This is a genomic window from Jeotgalibaca porci (assembly GCF_011299095.1).
Lineage (GTDB): Bacteria > Bacillota > Bacilli > Lactobacillales > Aerococcaceae > Jeotgalibaca > Jeotgalibaca porci.
The window spans coordinates 2,068,290-2,091,085 of record NZ_CP049889.1 but is presented as its reverse complement, the minus strand read 5'-3'; the positions used below and the strand labels follow the sequence as shown (position 1 = coordinate 2,091,085).

Sequence of the window (22,796 nt, the reverse complement as noted above, 5' to 3'; positions counted from 1 at the left end):
CTTTTAGGCACACAAATATATCGTATAAAAGGAGATTAATCATGGACCAGTTTTTTAAACTGAAAGAACACGGAACATCTGTATCAACTGAAATTTTAGCGGGATTCACAACGTTTTTCGCAATGGCTTATATCATTTTTGTTAATCCAAGCATCTTGGCTTTGTCAGGTATGCCAAGCCAAGCAGTATTTCTTGCGACTATTATCGCTTCTGCTATTAGTACTTTAGTAATGGGATTATTCGCGAACGTTCCTTATGCACTTGCACCCGGAATGGGATTAAATGCATTCTTTACTTTTACAGTTGTTTTCCAACTAGGTTTCTCTTGGCAACAAGCTCTTGCAATGGTATTCCTATGCGGGGTGGTTAACGTTCTAATCACTGTAACTAAAGTTAGAAAAATGATTATTAAATCCATTCCTGAGTCATTGCAACATGCAATCAGTGGTGGTATTGGTATTTTTATCGCTTATATCGGTATTAAAAATGCAGGCTGGTTAGAATTTACTTCTGATGCTGGTACTATTCTTTCTATTAATGGTGCACCATATGATGCAGCTCAATCTGCTTATGATGGTGGTATCGGTACTGTTATTACAAGCGGCGGAATCGTTCCGGCACTAGTTAACTTTACGCAACCTGCTTCTTTATTAGCATTGTTCGGTGTTATTCTAACGATTATCTTAATGATCAAAAATGTACGTGGTGCCATCATGATTGGTATTATTGCTACTACTCTTGTAGGAATTCCAATGGGAGTTGTACAAGTTTCACCTGAAATCCTTGCAGCTAACACATTAGGATCTGCAATTGATGAGCTAGGTGTCACATTTGGTGCAGCATTCGGAAGCGAAGGACTATTATCATTATTCACTGATACTTCTCGCCTTCCACTGGTTTTAATGACAATTTTTGCTTTCAGTCTATCCGATACATTTGATACAATTGGAACATTTATGGGTACGGGTCGTCGTACAGGTATCTTCTCAGCCGAAGATGAAAAAGCTTTGGAAGAAGGAAAAGGTTTTAATTCTAAAATGGATAAAGCTCTTTTCGCAGATTCAATCGGAACAATCTTTGGTGCTATTTTCGGAACTTCCAATACAACTACTTTCGTTGAGAGTGCAGCAGGAATCGGTTCTGGTGGTCGTACTGGTTTGACAGCTGTAGTCGTTGCTATTCTATTCGTAGTTAGTGCATTCTTCGCTCCACTTATTGGAGTTGTTCCGGCAGCAGCTACTGCTCCTTCCCTTATCATTGTGGGTGTTTTGATGATGGGTTCATTTAAAGATATCAATTGGACTGATTTAGAAGAAGCAATCCCTGCTTTCTTTGCTTCTGTGTTTATGGGATTGACGTACAACATTTCAACAGGTATCGCAGCTGGCTTCATCTTCTTTGTAATCGTGAAAGTTACGTTGGGTAAAGCGAAAGAAATTCACCCTATCCTATGGGGTTCAACTATTCTATTCTTAATTAATTACATTATTATGGCATTCATCCAATATTTTTAATCATTTCAAGTTTTTGCTTGATAATTAGCATATTTAGCCTTATACTGTAAGAAGTGTTAGATTCGAATATCTCCATAGGGGAGTAACTAGCAGCTCCGGCTGTGGTAGCATCAACAATAAGTAGAAGTTTCACTATTCTGCTGGTGTTATCTTAAATAGTGAGACTTATGCATACAGGAAAACTTTCTACTTATAGAGGTTTGTCTTGAAATGCATAGGTCTTTTTTCATATCTAGCACAAAATATATAGTTTTAGAGAGGGGAAAAATTGTGGCAAAAGAACAATTACGTGAAGCTTTCTTCGCTCAAAATGCTGAAACAGTCTTATCAAAACTAGACTCAACAGCAACAGGTCTTACGAGTGCAGAAGCAAAAAAACGGGCTGAAGAATACGGTCCTAACGCTTTAGAGGAGGGAGAACAAAAATCACTCCTTGCTAAGTTCATGGATCAATTCAAAGATTTTATGATCGTAGTCCTATTAGCAGCTGCTTTAATCTCTGGCGTTCTTGGTGAAATTTCTGACGCAATTATTATTTTAATGGTAGTTGTTTTGAATGCTGTTCTTGGTGTTTATCAAGAATCTAAAGCTGAAGAAGCAATTGCGGCTTTGAGACAAATGGCATCTCCTATGGCTCGCGTAAAGCGTGATGGCGAAGTTGTTACTGTTCGTAGTGACGAAATCGTTCCTGGTGATATCGTATTACTAGAAGCTGGTGACGTTGTCCCTGCTGACCTACGTTTGATTGAATCAAACTCCCTTAAGATTGAAGAAGCTGCTCTTACAGGTGAATCTGTTCCTGTAGAGAAAGAGCTTGTTGATATCGATGCTGATGCTGGTATCGGTGACCGCTTGAACATGGCATTCTCAAGTACAAACGTAACTTACGGACGTGCAGCGGGTGTTGTTGTTGGAACGGGTATGAATACAGAAGTTGGTCACATCGCTAACATGTTGGCTAACGCTGAAGAAACAAAAACACCTCTTCAAGAGAACCAAGACCAATTAGGTAAATCTCTAACAATCTTAATTCTTGCTGTTGCAGCAATTATGTTCGTTGTGGGATTACTAAACGGCCGTGACTGGTTAGAAATGTTACTTACTTCTATCTCTGTTGCAGTTGCTGCTATTCCTGAAGGATTGCCAGCTATTACAACAATCATTCTAGCTCTTGGTACACAAAAAATGGCTAAGAGAAACGCTTTAGTTCGTAAACTTCCAGCTGTTGAAACACTTGGTGGTACTGAAGTAATCTGTTCTGATAAAACGGGTACATTAACAATGAACCAAATGACTGTTGAGAAAGTTTTCTACAACGGTGAAATTCATGATGCTGATGCAGCAATCGCTTTGGACTTACCAGTTATGAAAGTTATGAACTTTGCTAACGATACTGAAATCAGTAGCGATGGCACTCTAATCGGTGACCCAACTGAAACTGCAATGGTTCAATACGGTCTTGATAAAGGTATGAACCTAAAAGCGGATCTTGCAAAAGAGCCACGTGTTGCTGAGGTTCCATTTGAATCAGATCGTAAATTGATGTCTACAATCCATAAACTTGCTGACGGACGTTACCTAGTTGCTACAAAAGGTGCGCCTGATGAGTTGTTGAAACGTGCAACTACAATTGATATGAACGGTGAAGTTCTACCAATGACTGATGCAATTCGTGAAAACATTCTTTCTGCTAACCACAGTCTAGCTGTTCAAGCTCTACGTGTATTGGCAATGGCATACAAATTTATTGATGAAGTTCCTGCTACAATGTCATCTGAAACGGTTGAGTTTGATATGACTTATGCTGGATTGATCGGTATGATCGACCCTGAGCGTCCAGAAGCTGCTGCTGCTATTGCAACTGCTAAAGGTGCTGGTATCCGTACAATCATGATCACTGGTGACCACAGAGATACTGCTGAAGCAATCGCGCTTCGTCTTGGTATTATCGAAAATGGTCAAAAAGGCGCTGTTCTTACAGGTGCTGAATTAAACGAACAAACTGACGAAGAATTTGCACGTAACGTTGAGAAATACTCTGTATACGCACGTGTATCTCCTGAACATAAAGTTCGTATCGTTAAAGCATGGCAAAACCATGGTAAAGTTGTTTCCATGACTGGTGACGGTGTTAACGATGCTCCTTCATTGAAGACAGCTGACATCGGTGTTGGTATGGGTATCACTGGTACTGAAGTATCTAAAGGTGCTTCTGACATGGTACTTGCTGACGACAACTTCCAAACAATCGTTGTTGCGGTTGAAGAAGGACGTAAAGTCTTTGCTAACATCCAAAAAGCAGTTCAGTTCTTACTATCTGCTAACTTGGGTGAGGTTCTATCTCTATTCGTTGCTACTTTCCTAGGTTGGACAATCCTAGAGCCTGTTCATATTCTATGGATTAACTTGGTTACTGATACATTCCCTGCTATCGCTCTAGGTCTTGAAGATGCTGAAGCTGATATCATGGAACAAAAACCTCGTGGACGTAGCTCTAACTTCTTCTCAAATGGTGTTGGTGGCGCGATTATCTATCAAGGTATCCTTGAAGGTGCAATCACTCTATTCGTTTACTGGTGGGGTTCTTCCAACCCAATGATGGGTCATACGGGCGAATTAGCTCATATGGACGCTGAAACAATGGCATTTATCACATTGGGTATGATTCAATTGTTCCACGCGTACAACTCTAAGTCTGTTTACAAGTCTATCTTCCAAGTTGGCGTATTCAGTAACAAGACATTGGTTTACGCAACAATCCTATCTGCTGTACTATTGTTAGGTGTTATCTTAACACCTGGCTTGAGCACATTCTTCGGAGTTTCTCAATTGACTGGACTACAATGGGCAGTTTCCGTTGGTTCTGCATTTGCGATTGTTCCAATTGTTGAATTAGTTAAAGCTGTACAACGTGCAATGGGTAAAAAATAATTAAGTAAGTCACTAACAGACTGGGACATTTGTTCCAGTCTGTTTTTGGTTTAAAATCGCTCACATAAAAAAACCAAGGTGCTGAGGGTCTATCCCCTGCTCCTTGGTTTTATTATTTACGTATTAACGCATTGTTACGAATTCTTCTGCACCCGTTGGATGGATGGCTACCGTATTATCAAAATCTTCTTTCGTTGCACCCATCTTAATGGCAACAGCGAATCCTTGAATCATTTCATCAACCCCAAAACCAATCCCGTGGAGTCCTACAACTTTCTCGTCTGGACCTTGGCAAACTAGCTTCATCTTCACAGTCTGACGATGAGCTGTAACGGCTGTATACATCGAACCAAATGTAGAAGTATACGTCTTAATATTCTCTTCACCGTGTTTCGCAATTGCCTCTACTTCACTCAAACCAACTGTCCCAATCGGTGGATGAGAGAAAATGACCGTTGGAATATTATCGTAGTTCAACTTTTCATTCGGTTTATTATTAAACAGACGCTCTGACAATCTTCTTCCCGCTGCAATCGCAACAGGTGTCAGCATTGTTTTTCCAGTCGCATCTCCTACTGCATAAATGTTATCTGCACTTGTATTTTGGTAGTCGTCAACTTGGATAAAGCCAGCTTGGTTCACACGTACACCGGCCGCTTCTAAATTAATACTGTCGATATTCGCTTCACGGCCCACTGCCCAAATAACTTTGTCAAAATCGTCTGAATAGTCATTTTCAAAATGTAAGGTAATCGTCCCATCCTCATTCTTCTCCGCTGCTTTTGGCACCGAGAATGGATGTAAGATTGGGCCATCTTTTTTCATCTCTTCAACTAATACATTGATGATTGTTTCGTCGTAAGAACGCAGCGGACGATCTTGGCGCGTGAATAAATGAACATCCACACCCAATGTTTTCATGACTCCGGCCAATTCAACAGCAATATACCCTGCTCCAACAACTGCTACTTTTTTAGGTAGCTCTGTCCATTCGAAGAAGTCATCTGACGTTTCACCTAGTTCTTTGCCTGGTATATCCGGATAGACTGGTCTTGCACCAGTGGCAATCAGAATATGTTTCGAACGAATTTGTTCGCCATTAACTTCAACAGTTTGATTATCAATAAACTTCGCATGTCCGTTAATTACTTCAACGCCCCGTCTTTCGAAACCAGCATCATAGCTATTTCGCGATCTTTCGATATACGCTTCACGATTCTTTAATAATGTATCAAAATCAAATTCCGTTTGGCTGCTTGTAAAACCATAATCCGGCCCATATTTTGTAATTGCATCTTTAACTTCCGCTGCATACCACATAATTTTCTTCGGAACACAACCAATATTGACACATGTTCCTCCTAATAAGTTGCTTTCGATAACAGCTGTTTTTGCACCGTATTCTGATGCACGGTTCATCGTAGCAATTCCACCACTACCGCCACCAATTGCAATAAAATCGAATTCTCTCACTTTTATTCCTCCTATAGTCTATCTTCCAACCAGACACAGCACATTGTCTGTGAGGCTGGAATAATCGTTTTATAACGCCCATGATTATCATAACCACGGTAAAATAATTTCCCCGCTTCGTTGTATCCATAGCCATAGACGACGAGCCAATGATTCTTGTATTTACTATTTAGATAGCGTGTCGTCCCGACGATGATTGGTCGTGGATTCTCACTGCTCAGGATTTCGGGAACAATCCGTTCTGTGAGAATTCCCGTCTTTACACGCCAGATTTTTGAATGACTCAGCATTCTTCTGATACCATGTGCCAAATCCCAATAAAATGTCCCTCGATACGGCATGACATCATCAACAACCACACGCATCCCATTTAATAAGACTTTTTTGGGAAGTGAGTGTTTGGTTCTTTGATAAATAGCATCATGGACAAGAACAGATGCGCAATAAGTGCCGCATATGCCTGGTCTTTCCTTGTTAATCCAGTTTTTGTATTTCATAAAACGGGCTGGTGGTAAACCAAGCCATTTAGTGGGCACGTCACTCATAGAATTCCTCCTACATGATTCCTAGAAATGATAATAAAATAGCACTCACACCACATATAAAGATAACAAGCATCGCATCCACCTTATATTTCCGCAATGCAAACAAGGCAATTATCAGCATAATAACAGCAATCACATTTACTTCGAACCCTGCGATTTGGAAGCCACCTGTTTGGAAAAGCGCAGTGACCAGCAGGGCTGCTCCTGCAGAAGCGATTAAAGCCACAACTGCGGGTCTCAGTCCAGCCAGTACTCCTTGCATCGTATCCACACTGCGATATTTGTAATACATTCTCGCCAATATTAACGCAATAATCACGGATGGCGCTACAACGCCTAATGTCGCAATCACGGCACCAATGAAGCCACCAACCTTCGTACCTACAAAGGTCGCTGAGTTAATCGCAATAGGACCGGGTGAGATTTGAGAAATAGTAATAATATCTGTATATTCTTGTACTGTAATCCAGGCTTTAGCATTCACAATTTCATTTTCGATTAAAGGTAACGAAGCATACCCGCCGCCAATCGTGAATAGACCAATCTTAAAAAAAGACCAAAATAATTCTAGTAACAGCATGTTATACTTCTCCTTTCATACGATTATTGATAAATCCTAGTATTCCAGCCACAAATATAATAGCAATAACATTCACATCAAACACAAAGGCAGCAATAAAGGCACCCACTAGAATAAGAATATTCACATTGTCTTTTCTTTTGAGAACATCTTTCACCATATTAAATACGACATTCAGAATAACTGCCACTACTCCGACTTGCATCCCGAGCATTAAAGCGTCCACAATCGGATTATTTCTAAACGACATATAAAAATAAGATATGATTGTGATAATAATGAGTGGTGGACTGACCGTCCCCAACAATGTTATCAATGCTCCGGTTACACCCGCAATCCGGTAACCAATCAATATCGATGTGTTAACCGCTAATGCACCTGGCATGGATTGTCCCAAGGCTACCAAATCAAGCATCTCTTCGGAATCGATCCAATTCAGCTCTTCCACAAACTTTTTTTGCATGAGCGGAACAATAACATACCCGCCTCCGATTGTGAATGCACTTAAAATGAATGTCGATTTTACCAATGTCCAATAAATTGCTAACTTACTCTCCTTTTTGTCCATCCTTCACCCTCCATAAATTAATCCTACTTCTCATTTTATCAGACTTGGAATGTTAAAGGAAAAAAACAGTTCCAAATAGTACTATCTTGTGAAATGTTCCGAGCATAGTATCCAATTAAAATAGACTCACTCAGACTAAAAATATGTCTGAGCGAGTCTCTTTACTTTCTTAAGGTATTAATAAATACAATACAGCAGCAAGAGCTCCACCAATTAAGGGACCTATAAACGGAATCCAAGCGTAACCCCAATCCGAGTCTCCTTTATTTGAAATAGGTAAAATCTGATGGGCAATTCTTGGCCCAAGGTCACGAGCTGGATTGATTGCATATCCCGTCGTTCCACCTAAAGACATCCCGATTGATACAATCAGCATTCCGACAACAATCGGATTTAAACTGTCTGCAAATGTCGCCCGACCAAAAGCCAAGAGACCAAACACGAGAATCATCGTGCCAATAATTTCGCTAATTAAATTCGATATTGTATCACGAATTGCCGGTCCAGTTGCAAAGACAGCCAAGATAAGTTCAGAATCTTTTGTTTCATTGAAATGCGGTTTGTAGTGCAACCAGACTAAGATAGCACCCGCAATACCTCCAGCGATTTGAGAAAGGATATAGGGAACAACTGCTGACCACGGCGTCTCACCAGCGATTGCCATACCCAACGTTACAGCAGGATTCAAATGCGCTGGCGATAAATAACCCGAAGCGAACACAGCAATGGTAACGGCTAAGCCCCATCCGAACGTAATAAGCAGCCAGCCGGTTCCTTCAGATTTCGTTTTCTTCAAGACATTTCCCGCTACAACGCCATCTCCTAACAGGACTAAAATCATTGTACCTATAAATTCACCAAGTAATTCTGTCATCATCCGAGAATCCATCTTTTCACTCCTATCTTAAGTCTGTCAAATGCGCCCGTTCCATTGCAGAAATCAGTTTTTCTTTCTCTTTTTGTTGTTTCTCTTCACCCCATTGATAGTGAGCGGCCATTTGTTCCAATGCTGGCATCAATAATGCGCGCATCCGATTATAGTCAAACAGCAACGTCTCTACTCTTCTCAAGAAATAGTCTTCCAAGTTTAGTGCCATTTCATACTGCATGGCATACTGCAAAGACAAAGCATCTTTCACAGGTAACCGGCTCTTTTTGACCGCATCCAACCCTTCCAGGACGCTTTCAAAATCAGTCCCGTACCAATCAATCAACGTTCGTGCATCCGTCTCGCTGAGCCCTGCTGCAACCCCTATTTTAATAGCTGGCTCACAGTAGTCGTTAAATGTATACCCTGCTTTAATTTCACCACCTGATAAGTGAATTGTAGCTGTATCTACTTCCAAAAACTTCTTATCTAAGAGACTTTCAATCGTTTTAAGCGTATCCTCAGCCATTAATCGGTAATCCGTCAACTTCCCACCGCCAATTGTCACAAGTCCTTCTTCAGATATAAAAATCTCATGCTCGCGGGAAATGTCAGAAGGATCTTTAGCATCTTCCGGTTGAATGAGGGGACGTAGACCCGACCAGCCTGTTTCAATATCAGCAAGCGTGAGGTTCGCACCTGGGAAACGTATATTTATTGCCTCTAAAAGATAGGTAACATCCTCTTGGGTAATTTTCGGATCAACAAGGTCTCCTTCATAAGGTGTATCTGTCGTACCAAAGTAGGTCTTACCATTACGGGGAATAATGAATAGCATCCGGTGATCCTGTAGCCCTGTGTCCGTATAAATGGTTCGCTTAACGGGCAGGCGACTATGATCGACCACAAAATGAACGCCTTTCGTCGGTAACATCCGGCTCTCTTGGCGATTCTTCTGCATGTGTCGGGTTTCGTCTGACCAAGGACCTGTTGCATTAACAACTACGCGAGCATAAACTGAGAACGTCTCTCCCGTTTCTTTGTCTGCCACTTCAACACCATTAATTCTATTTTCTTCGTCATAGAGATAACCTACCGCTTTGACATAGTTCGTAATTTTAGCACCCTGTTGATGAGCCGTTTTCAAAATGCTAATAGTCAAGCGTGCATCATCATTCAAATAGTCTAAATATAGCCCGCCTTTTAGCAATCCTTCTTCTTTGATACCCGGCGCTTCCTCACGTACTTCTTCTTTAGTTATAAGCGAATAACGCCATTCTTCACTCACTTCTCCTAACTGATCGTATAACTGCAGAGCAATTTCCGCTGAAAAATCTGTGAACGAAGCATCTTGCTCATCATAAACGGGCAATAGCATTTTGCGGGGTTGGACGATATGCGGCGCATTGTGATGAATGATGGCCCGCTCACGTGCAACATTTGCTACTAACTCAACTTCAAAATTTTTCAAGTAACGGAGACCACCATGAACAAGCTTCGTTGAGCGACTGGAAGTACCTGCCGCGAAGTCCTGCATTTCAATCAATCCGACTGCCATCTTCTTCGCACTGGCATGTAGGGCGATACCTGCCCCAGTAATGCCCCCACCAATAACAAGTAAATCTAACTGATTATTCTGGAGCCAGTCTATATTTTCCGTGCGTGTTTCTGCCGAAAGTTTCATTATTCCTTCTCCTTCCGGGCTTTATGACGAAATACCTTCGCAGCTTCAACAGCGTTTTTCCAACCGCTGTATAAATCCTCTCTTTTTTCTTCAGAAAACTGCGGTTCGAATGTGGCATCCTTCTCCCAATATTTTTTAACATCACTTTGGTCTTTCCAAAAATCGGTAGATAGTCCGGCCAGATAAGCAGCACCGAGAGCCGTCGTTTCACTGATTTTCGACCGTTCAATCGTAACATCTAGAATATCGGCTTGGAATTGCATCAAGAAATCGTTCATAGCCGCGCCCCCGTCTACCCTTAGAATCGGAATTTCGATTCCAGAATCCGCTACCATTGTTTCGAGGACATCACGTGTTTGATAAGCTAAAGATTCAAGTGTGGCACGGATAAAATGTTCCTTTGTAGTTCCGCGCGTAATTCCAAAGACAGATCCACGCACATCTTGATCCCAGTGCGGTGCTCCCAATCCTGTAAATGCTGGCACAACATAAACATTATCAGTCGTATCCACTTTCGTTGCATACCCTTCTGACTGAGGCGATTCTCGGAACATCCGCATCCCATCTCTCAGCCACTGAATTGCTGAACCTGCCACAAAGATACTTCCCTCCAATGCATAATATACTTTGCCATTAATCCCATACGCTAAAGTTGTTAGCAAGCCATTATCCGACTTGATTGGCTCCTCTCCGGTATTCATGATGATAAATGCTCCGGTTCCGTAGGTATTTTTAACCATCCCTTTTTCAAAGGCCGTTTGCCCAAATAGAGCCGCCTGTTGGTCACCCGCCATACCTGAAATCGGAACTGCGGTATCGAAGAAGACTTCCGGCATCGTTTTTCCATACACTTCCGAGGACGAACGGACTTCTGGTAACATTTCAATCGGAATATCCAGGATGTCTAAAATTTCTTCATCCCATTTTAAATCATAAATGTTATACATCATGGTCCTGCTGGCATTGGAATAGTCGGTCGCATGAACTTCGCCACCCGTTAACTTCCATAGAAGCCACGTATCAATCGTTCCGAACAATAACTCACCATTTTTGGCTCTTTCTCTTGAGCCTTCAACTTTGTCCAGAATAAATTTAATCTTTGTCGCGGAAAAATAGGAATCGATTACTAAACCGGTTTTATCTAATATCTTCTCTTTGTATCCGTCTTTAATGAGCTGATCTGCAATATCAGAGGTCTGTTTGGACTGCCACACAATTGCTTTATGAATCGGTTCACCTGTCTCTTTATCCCAAATAACCGTTGTCTCGCGTTGGTTCGTAATACCAATTGTATGTAACGCAGCTGGTTTAATGCCTCCTTCAATCATGACACCCGCAATAACTTGCAAGGTTTTTATCCAGATTTCGTTGGCATCATGCTCTACCCATCCCGGTTCCGGGAAATATTGTTTAATATCTTGCTGTGATTGCCAACGCGGATTTCCGTCATGATCGAATAATATTGCCCGAGTACTTGTGGTACCTTGATCGATTGATAAGATAAACTTTTCCATTATTTTTCCTCCTTCTGCTTTCCATTTTATTTTAACGTAATCGCTTTCATTTTTATAATGAAACACTTTAAATAATAAAAAAAACAATCCAACACACATGTAATGTGTCAGATTGTTAGTTATAAAAGAACTATTCATGCAACTCCAATGGTAAACCATCCGGATCTTTAAAAAACGTGAATTTTTTATTGGTGTAATCGTCCATGCGAATCGGCTCGCATTCTATACCTTTTGCTTCTAACTTTTCAACGGCAGCTTCAACATCCTCTGTATAAAAACATAAATGTCGCAGCCCTACTGCTTCGGGCGTGTTCGGTCTCTCGGGTGGATTAGGAAATGAAAACAATTCAATTTCACTCGTGCCCACTTGGAGATCTAGCTTGTAAGAATCTCTATCCGCCCGATAGTTTTCTCGGATAATCGGTAATTCTAAAATTTCTGTATAGAAATGCTTTGATTTCTCGTAATCTGAAGCAATGATTGCGACGTGATGGATTTTTTCTAAAAACATGGAATCGCTCCTATTCAGTAAAAGTGATGGTATCAAAATAACCATTTGTAGAAGTGCCAACAACGTTCATTTCGATATAGCCTTCTGCTAGTATACCGAACTCTTCCAAATTGACAAATGTAAATTGAAGAGTGTCTTCTGTATCATAGAAATAGTTTTCAGCTACTAATAACATCCCATCTTTGCCAAGAATTGAAAAACTTGACTGATAGCTGTTGGAATCATCACTTTCAATTGGAAGTACTTCTTTCCAAATAACACGCTGCGCATTTAATTCAGATTTCTCTATGACAAGCTGCTCGTCTATTTTATTGATGACAAAAACGCCTGCTTTGGATGCATAGAACAAGTTCTCTGGTTGATACGCAGCTTCTGATAGCTCTATTTCTTCACGCGATCCATCTTGTAAATTGAATAACCAGTAAGCATACTCATATGCTAGTTCTATTTCTCCTGTTGCTTTTTGTTCACGTACAAGTAGCATCTGTCCTTCTTCGTCTACAACGAAATTAGTGTAGCTATGATTATCCATTTCATCGTAAAGTGTCAGCTTTTTATCCAAGGTATTAATTTCTATTTCATCTTTCAAGTCGTAGACAATTGTCTGCATCTGGTCTTGTCGCCAATCAACCGAAACATCCATTATCACGCGGTCACCATTTACGATTACATCATACACATGAATAAAGTTGAAGGGTTGTCTGCCTTTTATTGTTATTTTACTTTCTTTTTCGTTGCCTGTGTTTTTATCCAGCACTGCAATCGGAAGGGTCATTTCCAAAACCGGCTCGTCACTATCATTACTGCTTGTATAATTTTCTACATAGACAATACTGTCTTTTGTTTCGTGAAAATTTTCAGCAGCGCGTGACTTTCCGCGCACAAAGGAAGGATAACGCTCCATTAAATAAGCAACTTCCCTCTCCTCCCAAACGTAACTGGAAAAATTAGTTGTTGTACTCACATAATGTGCCTTTCCATTTTCAATCATAATGGTCTCGGAATCATAACCTTTATTTACAGCACCAAAAAAGTGAATATCTTTTATTAATGTTTCATCACCTGCTGTGGTGACTACATCAAATGAAGCACGTGAGTAGCCCGTAACCAAAGGAGCAAAATAAGAACCAAATAGAATGATCATTATAACAATGCCCAAGCCGGCCAAGATACGTTTCTGTTTTTTCATTTTAGTCTCCTCCTTCTTATACACTAATTTTATTATTCATCAGATAGTGGCTTGCTAGTAAAGAGCCAACAGTCACAAGGACACTAAATAGAATCGTCAATGCTAATTGTTCTATTGGGAAAATATAATCCAGCCAACCTGAAAGCAATACTGCTATAAAGAGAGCAAGAAGGATTCCAATTACCGCAATCCCCATTGCCAAGCCTTTCCACTTAAAGCTTAACCGCAAAACAATCATAAGATTGACAGCAACTAAAATAGCAATGCCTACAGTATAGTGAAGAACAAAATCTAAAATCCGAGATGGTAAAATAAAGCTGATCACTTCATTCTTTGCGGGCTGACCTAAAAAGCGAAGAGTTTCGAACATCTCATCCGGCAACAGTATGCCAGTCAACATTTCTCCCAGATAAAGCATCACTATCTGCGTTGCCAGCAGTCCACCGATTAGAAAGAGAATACAGGCTAACTTCGCATAGAAAATACTCATGCGGGAACCTGGAAGTGTCAGGAAACGATAGGATAAATTATTCTTCCCAATCCAATCGCGGTACCATATAACAAAGACATACAAGACCAAAGCAAAGATACCCAGCATGATAGAGAGTTCAAAGATAAAATGATTTTGTACTTGGAAGAAATCAAACTTTCCCCAATTTTCTAAAAAGTCGTTCATACTCCCTCTAGTTTCTTTCACATGGTTTTTATACATGCGCATAAAATTATTACTTGCCCAAATATTTGCGACTATTTGTAGGGAGACAATCAATCCAATCAGCATCAAATAAGCTTTCTTTATGCGATTGATTTCGAATAATAATAAATCAGTAAACTTTTTCATCCTTGGTACACCTCCCGCATCATATCGATGATTGATTTCCCTTCCGTTTCACGCAATTCCTCAGCGTAAAAATCGTGGGTAATAATGCCTTGATTCAGCATAATAACGCGATCTACTAACGTCTCAATTTCTTCCATATTATGTGTCGCAAGGAGCACGCCTTTACCGGAAACAAACTGACTGGTGAATACTTCCAAAATTTGTTCTCTGGCAAACATGTCAATCCCTGACAATGGTTCATCCATTAGATAAAAATCAGCATCCTGTGCGATACCCAATAGAATACTTACTTTTGCTTGGTTTCCTTTCGATAAATCTTTAATTTTATCGCTAGCTTGCAGCTTAAAGAATGAAAGAAGTTCATCAGCTTTTTCTTGGTTCCATTTTTCATAAAAGGTATGCATAAAAGTCATTGCTTCCTCAATTGTCATAGTGCGCGGAACTGTAATCGTATCGGCAATGTAGGCGATTTTATCGTAATTAGTTCCTGAAATAGGTTCTTGGTCTAAATGAACGCTCCCTTTTTTAACTGGTAATAAACCCATAATAGAATTCATAAGCGTCGTTTTTCCTGTTCCATTTATCCCTGTAATACAGGTGATTTCATCCCGATTCAAGTTGAAAGAAACGCCATCTAAAACTTTCTTTCTACCGAATTGTTTATGTAGATTCTTTATTTCAAGCATTCGCTTTCTCCTCCTTAAACCTTTCGGCGATAACATGATTCAAATCCTCATACGTAAGCCCTAACCGCATCGCAACAGTTATAAAATTATCGAGGGCCGAATCTAGCAGTTCAATTCTGACTTCTTTGATTAACTCCGTATCTTCCGTAATTTTACTAGGCGAATTTCCATCCGTATAAATCAAACCGCTTTCCTCCATTTCCTTAAAAGCCCGTTGTGCAGTATTAGGATTAATTTTATAAGTAGCTGCAATCTCCCTTCGTGAGGGTAATTCTTGTCCCGGCTTCAATTCATTGTTAGCAATCTGTTCTTTGAAATGATTTACTAATTGTTCATAGACCGGACTACGGCGATCAAACTCCATCTAATCCACCCACCTTTCTTTTTTGCGTATTAATCACGTAATACGCTTCACGTTGTATTGTAAGGTTAATACACTCGAGGTGTCAATAGCCAACGAGCGGAAATAAAAATATACTAACAATCCCAATAAAATTCGGATTGTTAGTATTTTCCCTTTCAAATTTTTATGAAATAGTATTTAACGAATTAAATCTTATCCAAAGTTCTTTAGTCACTTACGTATTTAACTAAAAAGAAAGAATCAAAAAAGGTTTCATTTTTTATCGGCGTTGCTATGTATCAAAAACAATCGATTATGAGACAAAATCATATCGCCTCTTTTATTAAATAAAAGAGGCGATATTCTGTATCATAACTTGTTACATTAACTACGTATCTATAACACCCTTTTATGATACAATGAAACCAGAATTAAAGTACGAAAGGAAGAAAAGCATGAGTGGATACATTTATGGTTATGCCCGGGTGAGTACGCGTTCACAAGAACTACATCGTCAATTAGACTTACTCAATGAACAAAATTGTAATGAAATCCTAACTGAGAAAATGACGGGAACCAAAGCGGATCGTCCCCAACTAAATCGTTTAAAAGATAAAATTCGTCCGGGAGATACGGTAATTGTGGAAAGTTTCTCTCGATTGGGTCGTAGTACAAAGGATTTGATTGATCTTGTTACCTATTTTGAAGAACACCATGTTAAGCTGGTGAGCTTGAAAGAAAACTTCGATACCAGCACGCCTCACGGACGCTTAATGATGACTGTCTTCCAAGCATTTAGTCAGTTCGAACGTGATTTAATTGTTGAACGTACCAAAGAAGGTTTGAAAAGTGCACGTGCGAGAGGTCGTAAAGGTGGCCGTCCACGTGTGAACCAGAAAGATGTTGATCGAGCAGTAAAATTGTATAAAAGTCAGGTTTATAGCGTAAAAGAAATTACGGAAATGACTGGTATTAGCAAGGCAACACTCTACCGCTACTTAAAAGACAATAGGGAATAATCTATTTTAATCTTTAGGAATCTATAATATTTATGGGAGAATGAGAGTGATTTTTTTATTATTACTAAAAAACAATATAAAATAACGCATTTTAAGCCCTCTTTGTGCATAAGGATGAAGCGTTTGATTTGAAAGAGGCTTAAAATGCATTTTAATTTTTTCTATTTTTCATAAATATATAGGTTAGTGGTTTAAAAATATAGGGTATTACAACTCTCAGCTATTAAAAATTATCTTTTAAAGTGTAGTCTATCCTCTCAAGTTGATAACGTTGGGTTCTTACCTAATTTTTTTTAATTGTTCATAAAAATTTTCATGCGTTCCACATAGTAAGATAGGTATCACTGCATTATCTTTAATTTCATATGCAACGCGATATGTCGTACCTGCATACTTGAATCCCATAGCCCAAATTCCTGATAAATCACCCGTTTTTTTTTCTCCCGAATAAGGACGAACTGCTATCTCATCATAAATTATCGTTAAAAATTGTTCTTTTAATGTTTTCTCTTTTAATTTTTTTAGATACTTTATTACGTGTTTAGAAGGTAGAATCTCATAAGCCAATTTCTGCTGCCAACTCCTCTTTTGTCATCGGTTTAGAATTTGCAACAGTCTCTTCAGCAATAGATCTAAATGCAGAAGTTAACTCATTTTTTCTATTTCTAAATTCTTTTAATATCTCATGCTTATTATAACCTTCTGAAAGAATATCAGCCAAAACATCTTCACTAAAATCAAAAAACTCTTTTTTAGGCTCTACAAACTCATAAAGTATACCATTCTCTACAAGCTTAGCTTCTACTTCAACACCATTGGGAACATCGAATTCTTTAGGGACAGTTAACATAATAGAATTTCCTTGTTTTCTTGTTTTTGTAATCATATTATTTCCTCCATCATTTAACACTTCGTAAGCACGATGTAATTACTTAGTAATTACATTGTACTCTATTTTTAGTAGAAATACAAAATAATAAAACTCCTTTAGAACAATTTCCAAAGGAGTTTTATTTGATTAGGAAGGAAATTATGTAGAATAATAATATGTTTTTAACTTGAAGCCAAAAACGCACTTGCAAGTAAGTTTACTTCAATACATGAAGTTGCTTAAAAACGTGTATCTAAAACCTTTATAAAATAAGGATTCTTATTTGTTCAAATGATCAACATGCTCACTCATAGTATTCAATTTCATTTTTATAAGATCAACATCTGATTTTAACCGGTTAATTCTTAGAGCAAGGGATATTATTAGTACACATAGCGTTGCAATAAGTGAAAAAATAACTATATTATTCATTTTTTAAACTCCTTATAATTATTATTTTTATGTAACTTTATAGATATTGATATTATTGCTCATTTTTTCACTTTATTCAAGAGACCATGTTTGATTAAATTTCGTTATTTAGTAAATGTCATACATGAAATTATATAAAATCTTGTGTTCCAAACCTTGTGTAATCAAGGTTATTTTTCATCTTAAAAAGAAAAAAGATAGAGCATAAAATCTACTCTATCTTAATCTTGTCAGTCCTTCTAGCACTTTTTCTGAGTTTGTCTTAATTGGCATTAAGACAAACTCATGCAGTGAAAGATTACAATTTAACACAAAGATTTGCTAGGTAGTCTTTTCCATATTTGGTCAGTCTATTTCTTGAATCTTGAGATTCGTAAAAATCAATCATTGCAAAACCAGCTTTTAGCTGCCCACCTATTTGCGATTCTAGTGTGTGACTAAATTCGTATCCATACTCTGGGTATATTTTAATGACTCCCTCTTCTTCTAATTGTCTTGAATTAAATGGCAAATTATATTTCAAAAACAGTTCTTTTTCAGGGTAATCCCAAACAGTATCTGCATCATACATATAAATCCAGGGATTCATGTATCCCACCATTAGTAAGCCACCTTTTTTTAAGACTCTAAAGGATTCTTGCCACATGTTTTCTAAATCTTCTACATACGCATTCGATACAGGACAAAAAATAATATCAAAGCTTTCATCATCAAATGGAAATTTTTTTGTCATATCTGCTTGAACGGTAGTCATTGTTAGGCCTTCTCTATCAGCAACAAGTCGATCAGAATCAAGCTGTGCTTCAGAAAAGTCCATTATTGTTGTTTCGTAACCTTTAATAGAAAATATGGGCCCTTGTTGACCACCACCACAAGCTAGTCCTAAAAGTTTATTTCCTTTGGCTTTTTCAAACCATTCTACTGGAACAGCTTTCCCAACTGTCAGTGCGACTTCAATCGGTTTATTTTTAGCTTCCACTAATTCTTTGTGGGTTATTGGAATGGTAAAAGAATTCCCTTTATTTCTGGAAATTCTATTCCATCTTTCTTTATTAAAATCGTTATATTTTGACATTATATAGTCTCCTTTTTTCCCATATATTTTGAATTTTACTTAATTAGCATTAAGACAAACTCATTTATTGAATTTGAAGAGGTTATTTTAATATCTTTTTATAAAAATTTATTTATTTCATTAAGTTGCCATTCTCGTTCAAGAGTAATTGACTCTAAATCATTAGAACTCATTAATCCTATAGTCTTTACTGCGTAATCAGAAGCTACCATTGCGTGTTCTTTCATATGGCCACTTCCTACAGCTTGGCCAACTACCCTTAATGCAGTTTTACTTATTTCTGAATCACTTTCACGAGCAATTTTGTGGATTTTGAAACCTGCTTGTCTTACATCGTACATTCTGGCTTCTTTTATTTGCCATAATTCATTTATCCTAAATCCTTCTTCTATCTCATTTATTGATTTATAATCTATATTAACAATTTTCAAGATATGTTTTGCCATTGATAAAGACCATTTTGCTACGTTTATCTGATTCATATTTTCATATATTTCATCAATTTCTTTTCTCAGTTCATTATTATCTATTATTTTTATTTTTGGTTTTGTTGGCATGGTAACACCTCCTTGAATACAAACAATTCTACTGAATTCTTGTTGGGATAAACTCAGACCTACCAATTTAAAATACACTATTTTACATAGATTAATGTATTAAGAACCTTGATAAACCAAGGTTCTTTTTCTTTAGAATTTCAGTAAAATATAAACGACAGCGTAAAATACAGGAACTCAATTCTTTGAAGCTGTCTATTTAAGATAGAAGTTATTCTACAAAACAACTGGGCTAGTCTGAGACAACATTTCTATTCAAAGTTATGCTAATAACATTCAAAATAATTGTTGTGAAAATAAGTATCGCTGCGACCCAATTTAAAGTACCTACCGTATCCAGAAGAGCAGGATAATCATTGATTTCAATTAAATATATGTTATAGGATAGTTGAGACCACAAAGCAATTGCACAAGATCCCATACTTAATAATGTCGGGATTGAATGATTATTCCCTCTTTTCTTGTGTCGTATAATATTAAAAATGGGAATTATCCAAGCAATTAAACCAAAAACTAAACTACTCATATTAAGCCAGCCGTAATCAAATAAATTAAACATACTAAACTCCTTTCAAAACTGTTTATTATGTAAATATTTTAAAAAAAACAGTAAACTATATTTCAAATTAATACATGAAAATGCTCAAAAAGTGTATCGAGAATCGTATTTAATTAATGATTAATAGAATTAAAATATCTGATACCATCTGCACCAATCTCAGTATCAAAGGATAATTTTTGTTGTGAATTAACTGTTATGTATTCACCTTCATATTCGCCAAAATTATAGCTGGATTTGGTGTTTTCAGGATATCCATAAAGATAACAGACAACTTTTCCGTCTTTAACAAATACAATTTGATTCATATTATCATTTACAGTTTCACTTATATTGTCCCATTTGTATCCAACAATGTCATATATAGTTTCTTTTGTAGTATATGGTGAAAAGCTATAAAGCGTGTCCCATTCAAAAGGAGTCCATTTTGAAAAGTCATTAATAACCATAGGATCGCTCAAACTATCAGTTAAATCTTCTAATTTACTAGCATTTATATCCCATACATCTTTTTTTAATGGACCAAAAATAAGAAATATTGTAACAACGATACCTGTCAAAATAGTCCATAGAAGTACATTATTTTTTTTCATAACAATCCCCATTCTAGTATGAATTTCTTTGTTATAACATACTTCTATCATAAACTTTATTTTCTTTTAATTCTATAATTCCTATAACTATTCAATTATTCTAGATACATGAAATTGTATAAAGTCGTGTATCAAGAACCTTTTTAAAATAAGGTATATTTTTAACTCATTTTTATTATTTTAAATAAACGTTAAGGAGTAATTTAATATGGATTTAACTTTAGATACAGATTCAGGAAAATTAAATATTAGGGTAGCAGCATGGATAGAAAGCCAAAATAGTTTACTAGTTTCTAAATACGTTGATGGAATAATTTCTTTACCAGGTGGTAGAGTAAAATTTTCAGAGACTACTAGTGAAGCAGTAAAACGTGAAGTTTTGGAAGAAACTGGAGAAAAATTTTATGATGTAGAATTATTTTCAGTAATTGAAAATTTTTTCTTAGAAAAACAATCAAAAAAGGATTTTCATGAATTTCTTTTTGTTTATAAAGGTAAAATAAAAGAGAAAAAAGAATATCATGGTATAGATAATGATGATCAAGATATTACATGGGAATCTTTAAAAGTTATAAATGAATTAAAACCTAGTATCTTTAGTGAGCTAGCTGGTTTCAAAAATAAAAATCATATAATTCACTTAGTAAATACTGATTAATGAAATGTATCCAAAATAATCACTATTAAGACAATTCTCAAAGTTTGATTCATACATGAAATTGCATAAGTTTCGTGTATTGAAAACCCAATAAAAAGAAGCCTTTAAAAAAATTAAGGGCTTCTTTTTATTGGATATAATTAAAAAATATAGAAATATTCAAGAAGTACATTCTATCTGCTTTCATATAAATTAGTAAAATAATTATTAAACTGAGAGCCGATTGGTATTGTTGCATATGCTGACATATAATATAAACGATGTGTGCAGCATGCAAAATCAGTCAAACAGCCTATACTTTACTATATAATTGTAAAGTATAGGCTGTTAAAATCCGTTAATTTTTATTTGTCGCCACTAAGTTTTACAAGGATTTTCGCTTGACTCTTATCATTGCTTAATGATTCAAAACCATTTTCAACGATATTTTCTAGCTCAATATGGTCAGTAATAAGTGGTGATACATCAATTTGATTATTTTCAATCATCTTCAGCGTTAGATCAAAAATATCATCTTCATACGCTAGTGTTGATGATATACGAACACCAGAAGCTGTTAATAACATTGGATTAAAGTCAATGGGTTCTTCAAAAATAGAGACCACAGTGACTGTACCGCGTGGACGAGTCACTTGAATTGCTTGTTCTAATGTTACAGGTACGCCAGCCACTTCAAATGTTCGATCAACTCCATCTGGGTAACGTTCTTTAATGTACTCATTCGGATCAACTTCACCCGAGTTAACGACATGAGTTGCTCCAACTTCTTTCGCTTTTGCTAGTCGCTCTTCCGATAAGTCAAATGCAAAAATTTCTTTAGCACCAGCTGCACGTGCAGCAATAATATTTACTAATCCAATCGGACCAACACCAAACACTGCTACCGTTTCGCCAAACTCCATCTCTGATTCTCGAATAGCTTGCATCGCAACAGCAGTCGGCTCTACTAACGCAGCAATTTCTAAAGAAACATCATCACTGACTTTAACCACGTTAATCTTGTCAACAACTGTATAATCAGCAAATCCACCATCTGAGCCTAAACCAACGAATTGGAAGCCTTTATACATATCATATAAACGATTATCATGATTACCACTTGTGATAAGTGGATTAATTGCTACTTTGTCACCTGGTTTTACTGTCTTAACGTTACTACCAACTTCTTCAACAACACCTGAAAATTCATGTCCCATGGTAATAGGACGTTTTTGACCAGTAAGTGGATCAGGTTCATCGCCTGGAGCTATGATTGGCCCTGCTAAATATTCATGTAAGTCACTACCACAAATACCCGCCCAAGCTACACGCACTTTAACATCATCGTCACCAACTAGCTTTGGTTCTTCGATGTCTTCCACACGAATATCTTTTGCATTATAAAATCTTGCCGCTCTCATTAATATCAACCTTTCTTTTTATACAATAGTTACCTTTAAAATAACTTTATATAATTATTATATAGAAAATGAAAAATATCACAAGGAAATGAACTTATATTTTTTCTTATAATAAAACCTGAATAATTCATACCTCTATAATTTAAGCTGGTTTCTTGAATAAATTAATCGTTCTTGGAAAAATTGGGAATTTTTCTACAAAATAGTGCGTTCTCGAAGTAGATTTTAACTAAATGAACCTTCTTACGATTCTCTTGGCTGTAAAAGCATTTTGGTTCTTTTGTTGAGTTTGTCATATTTGAGATTAAGACAAACTGGATTATAAATTTTTTAACGATGTATAATTCTAATAATGCGACATAATTAATATTTTTATTCATTATGT

General features: G+C 37.2%; 23 protein-coding genes. 4 read left to right on the top strand and 19 right to left on the bottom strand.

The window, feature by feature from the left end; all coding sequences use genetic code 11:
- Positions 1-41: 41 nt before the first annotated feature.
- Together G7058_RS10530 and G7058_RS10525 are read left to right on the top strand one after the other, a co-directional pair.
- Positions 42-1,514, top strand: coding sequence for an NCS2 family permease (locus tag G7058_RS10530; RefSeq protein ID WP_166063472.1), 1,473 nt, complete (start codon positions 42-44; stop codon positions 1,512-1,514).
- Positions 1,515-1,781: 267 nt separating this feature from the next.
- Positions 1,782-4,445, top strand: coding sequence for a cation-translocating P-type ATPase (locus G7058_RS10525; protein WP_227004530.1), 2,664 nt, complete (start codon positions 1,782-1,784; stop codon positions 4,443-4,445).
- 123 nt (positions 4,446-4,568) lie between these two features.
- On the opposite strand, the gene gorA is transcribed toward G7058_RS10525, so the two are convergent.
- From gorA to G7058_RS10465, 12 genes are all read right to left on the bottom strand, one after another.
- Entirely contained in the window at positions 4,569-5,918 is a 1,350-nt protein-coding gene (gene gorA / locus G7058_RS10520) for a glutathione-disulfide reductase (protein ID WP_166063470.1), read from the bottom strand.
- An 11-nt stretch (positions 5,919-5,929) separates the two neighbouring features.
- Entirely contained in the window at positions 5,930-6,463 is a 534-nt protein-coding gene (locus G7058_RS10515; RefSeq protein WP_166063469.1) for a dihydrolipoamide dehydrogenase, read from the bottom strand.
- Between the two features lie 10 nt (positions 6,464-6,473).
- Entirely contained in the window at positions 6,474-7,043 is a 570-nt protein-coding gene (locus G7058_RS10510) for a chromate transporter (RefSeq protein ID WP_166063468.1), read from the bottom strand.
- A gap of 1 nt (position 7,044) precedes the next feature.
- Positions 7,045-7,611 (bottom strand): chromate transporter, encoded by a 567-nt coding sequence (locus tag G7058_RS10505; RefSeq protein ID WP_166063467.1) that lies wholly within the window; start codon positions 7,609-7,611, stop codon positions 7,045-7,047.
- Between the two features lie 169 nt (positions 7,612-7,780).
- Entirely contained in the window at positions 7,781-8,500 is a 720-nt protein-coding gene (locus G7058_RS10500; protein WP_166063465.1) for an MIP/aquaporin family protein, read from the bottom strand.
- A 10-nt stretch (positions 8,501-8,510) separates the two neighbouring features.
- Positions 8,511-10,163 (bottom strand): FAD-dependent oxidoreductase, encoded by a 1,653-nt coding sequence (locus tag G7058_RS10495; protein ID WP_166063464.1) that lies wholly within the window; start codon positions 10,161-10,163, stop codon positions 8,511-8,513.
- Positions 10,163-11,677: a glycerol kinase GlpK gene (gene glpK, locus G7058_RS10490; protein ID WP_166063463.1), complete on the bottom strand. Its 1,515-nt coding sequence runs from the start codon at positions 11,675-11,677 to the stop codon at positions 10,163-10,165. Before glpK ends, G7058_RS10495 begins: the two co-directional genes overlap by 1 nt.
- 130 nt (positions 11,678-11,807) lie before the next feature.
- On the bottom strand, positions 11,808-12,188 hold the full coding sequence (gloA2, locus tag G7058_RS10485) for an SMU1112c/YaeR family gloxylase I-like metalloprotein (RefSeq protein ID WP_166063462.1): 381 nt from the start codon (positions 12,186-12,188) through the stop codon (positions 11,808-11,810).
- Between the two features lie 10 nt (positions 12,189-12,198).
- Positions 12,199-13,377: a hypothetical protein gene (locus tag G7058_RS10480; protein WP_166063461.1), complete on the bottom strand. Its 1,179-nt coding sequence runs from the start codon at positions 13,375-13,377 to the stop codon at positions 12,199-12,201.
- A gap of 16 nt (positions 13,378-13,393) precedes the next feature.
- Positions 13,394-14,218, bottom strand: a complete 825-nt coding sequence (locus G7058_RS10475) for a hypothetical protein (RefSeq protein WP_166063460.1) — start codon at positions 14,216-14,218, stop codon at positions 13,394-13,396.
- A complete protein-coding gene (locus G7058_RS10470; protein WP_166063459.1) occupies positions 14,215-14,904 on the bottom strand; it encodes an ATP-binding cassette domain-containing protein in 690 nt (229 codons plus the stop codon). Before G7058_RS10470 ends, G7058_RS10475 begins: the two co-directional genes overlap by 4 nt.
- Complete coding sequence (locus G7058_RS10465) at positions 14,897-15,268, bottom strand: GntR family transcriptional regulator (RefSeq protein WP_166063458.1); 372 nt, start codon at positions 15,266-15,268, stop codon at positions 14,897-14,899. Before G7058_RS10465 ends, G7058_RS10470 begins: the two co-directional genes overlap by 8 nt.
- A 434-nt stretch (positions 15,269-15,702) precedes the next feature.
- On the opposite strand from G7058_RS10465, the gene G7058_RS10460 reads away from it, so the two are divergent.
- The gene (locus G7058_RS10460) at positions 15,703-16,266 is read left to right on the top strand and encodes a recombinase family protein (RefSeq protein ID WP_166063457.1); all 564 of its coding nucleotides are present in this window, start codon (positions 15,703-15,705) and stop codon (positions 16,264-16,266) included.
- Positions 16,267-16,545: 279 nt separating this feature from the next.
- Here G7058_RS10460 and G7058_RS10455 read toward each other — a convergent pair whose 3' ends face one another.
- The 6 genes from G7058_RS10455 to G7058_RS10430 form a co-directional block, all read right to left on the bottom strand.
- Positions 16,546-16,833, bottom strand: a complete 288-nt coding sequence (locus G7058_RS10455) for a type II toxin-antitoxin system RelE/ParE family toxin (protein WP_166063456.1) — start codon at positions 16,831-16,833, stop codon at positions 16,546-16,548.
- Positions 16,823-17,152 (bottom strand): AbrB/MazE/SpoVT family DNA-binding domain-containing protein, encoded by a 330-nt coding sequence (locus G7058_RS10450; RefSeq protein WP_166063455.1) that lies wholly within the window; start codon positions 17,150-17,152, stop codon positions 16,823-16,825. The genes G7058_RS10455 and G7058_RS10450 overlap by 11 nt, the downstream gene beginning before the upstream one ends.
- 715 nt (positions 17,153-17,867) lie before the next feature.
- Complete coding sequence (locus tag G7058_RS10445) at positions 17,868-18,644, bottom strand: class I SAM-dependent methyltransferase (protein WP_166063454.1); 777 nt, start codon at positions 18,642-18,644, stop codon at positions 17,868-17,870.
- A gap of 98 nt (positions 18,645-18,742) precedes the next feature.
- The gene (locus G7058_RS10440) at positions 18,743-19,201 is read right to left on the bottom strand and encodes a putative immunity protein (protein WP_076768367.1); all 459 of its coding nucleotides are present in this window, start codon (positions 19,199-19,201) and stop codon (positions 18,743-18,745) included.
- 232 nt (positions 19,202-19,433) lie between these two features.
- Complete coding sequence (locus tag G7058_RS10435; protein WP_166063453.1) at positions 19,434-19,760, bottom strand: hypothetical protein; 327 nt, start codon at positions 19,758-19,760, stop codon at positions 19,434-19,436.
- 113 nt (positions 19,761-19,873) lie between these two features.
- Positions 19,874-20,353, bottom strand: a complete 480-nt coding sequence (locus G7058_RS10430; protein WP_166063452.1) for a hypothetical protein — start codon at positions 20,351-20,353, stop codon at positions 19,874-19,876.
- 208 nt (positions 20,354-20,561) lie between these two features.
- Between G7058_RS10430 and G7058_RS10425 the strand changes: the two genes are divergently transcribed.
- Positions 20,562-21,011, top strand: a complete 450-nt coding sequence (locus tag G7058_RS10425; protein ID WP_166063451.1) for an NUDIX domain-containing protein — start codon at positions 20,562-20,564, stop codon at positions 21,009-21,011.
- Between the two features lie 344 nt (positions 21,012-21,355).
- Here G7058_RS10425 and G7058_RS10420 read toward each other — a convergent pair whose 3' ends face one another.
- Complete coding sequence (locus tag G7058_RS10420) at positions 21,356-22,411, bottom strand: 2,3-butanediol dehydrogenase (protein ID WP_166063450.1); 1,056 nt, start codon at positions 22,409-22,411, stop codon at positions 21,356-21,358.
- Positions 22,412-22,796: the final 385 nt, after the last annotated feature.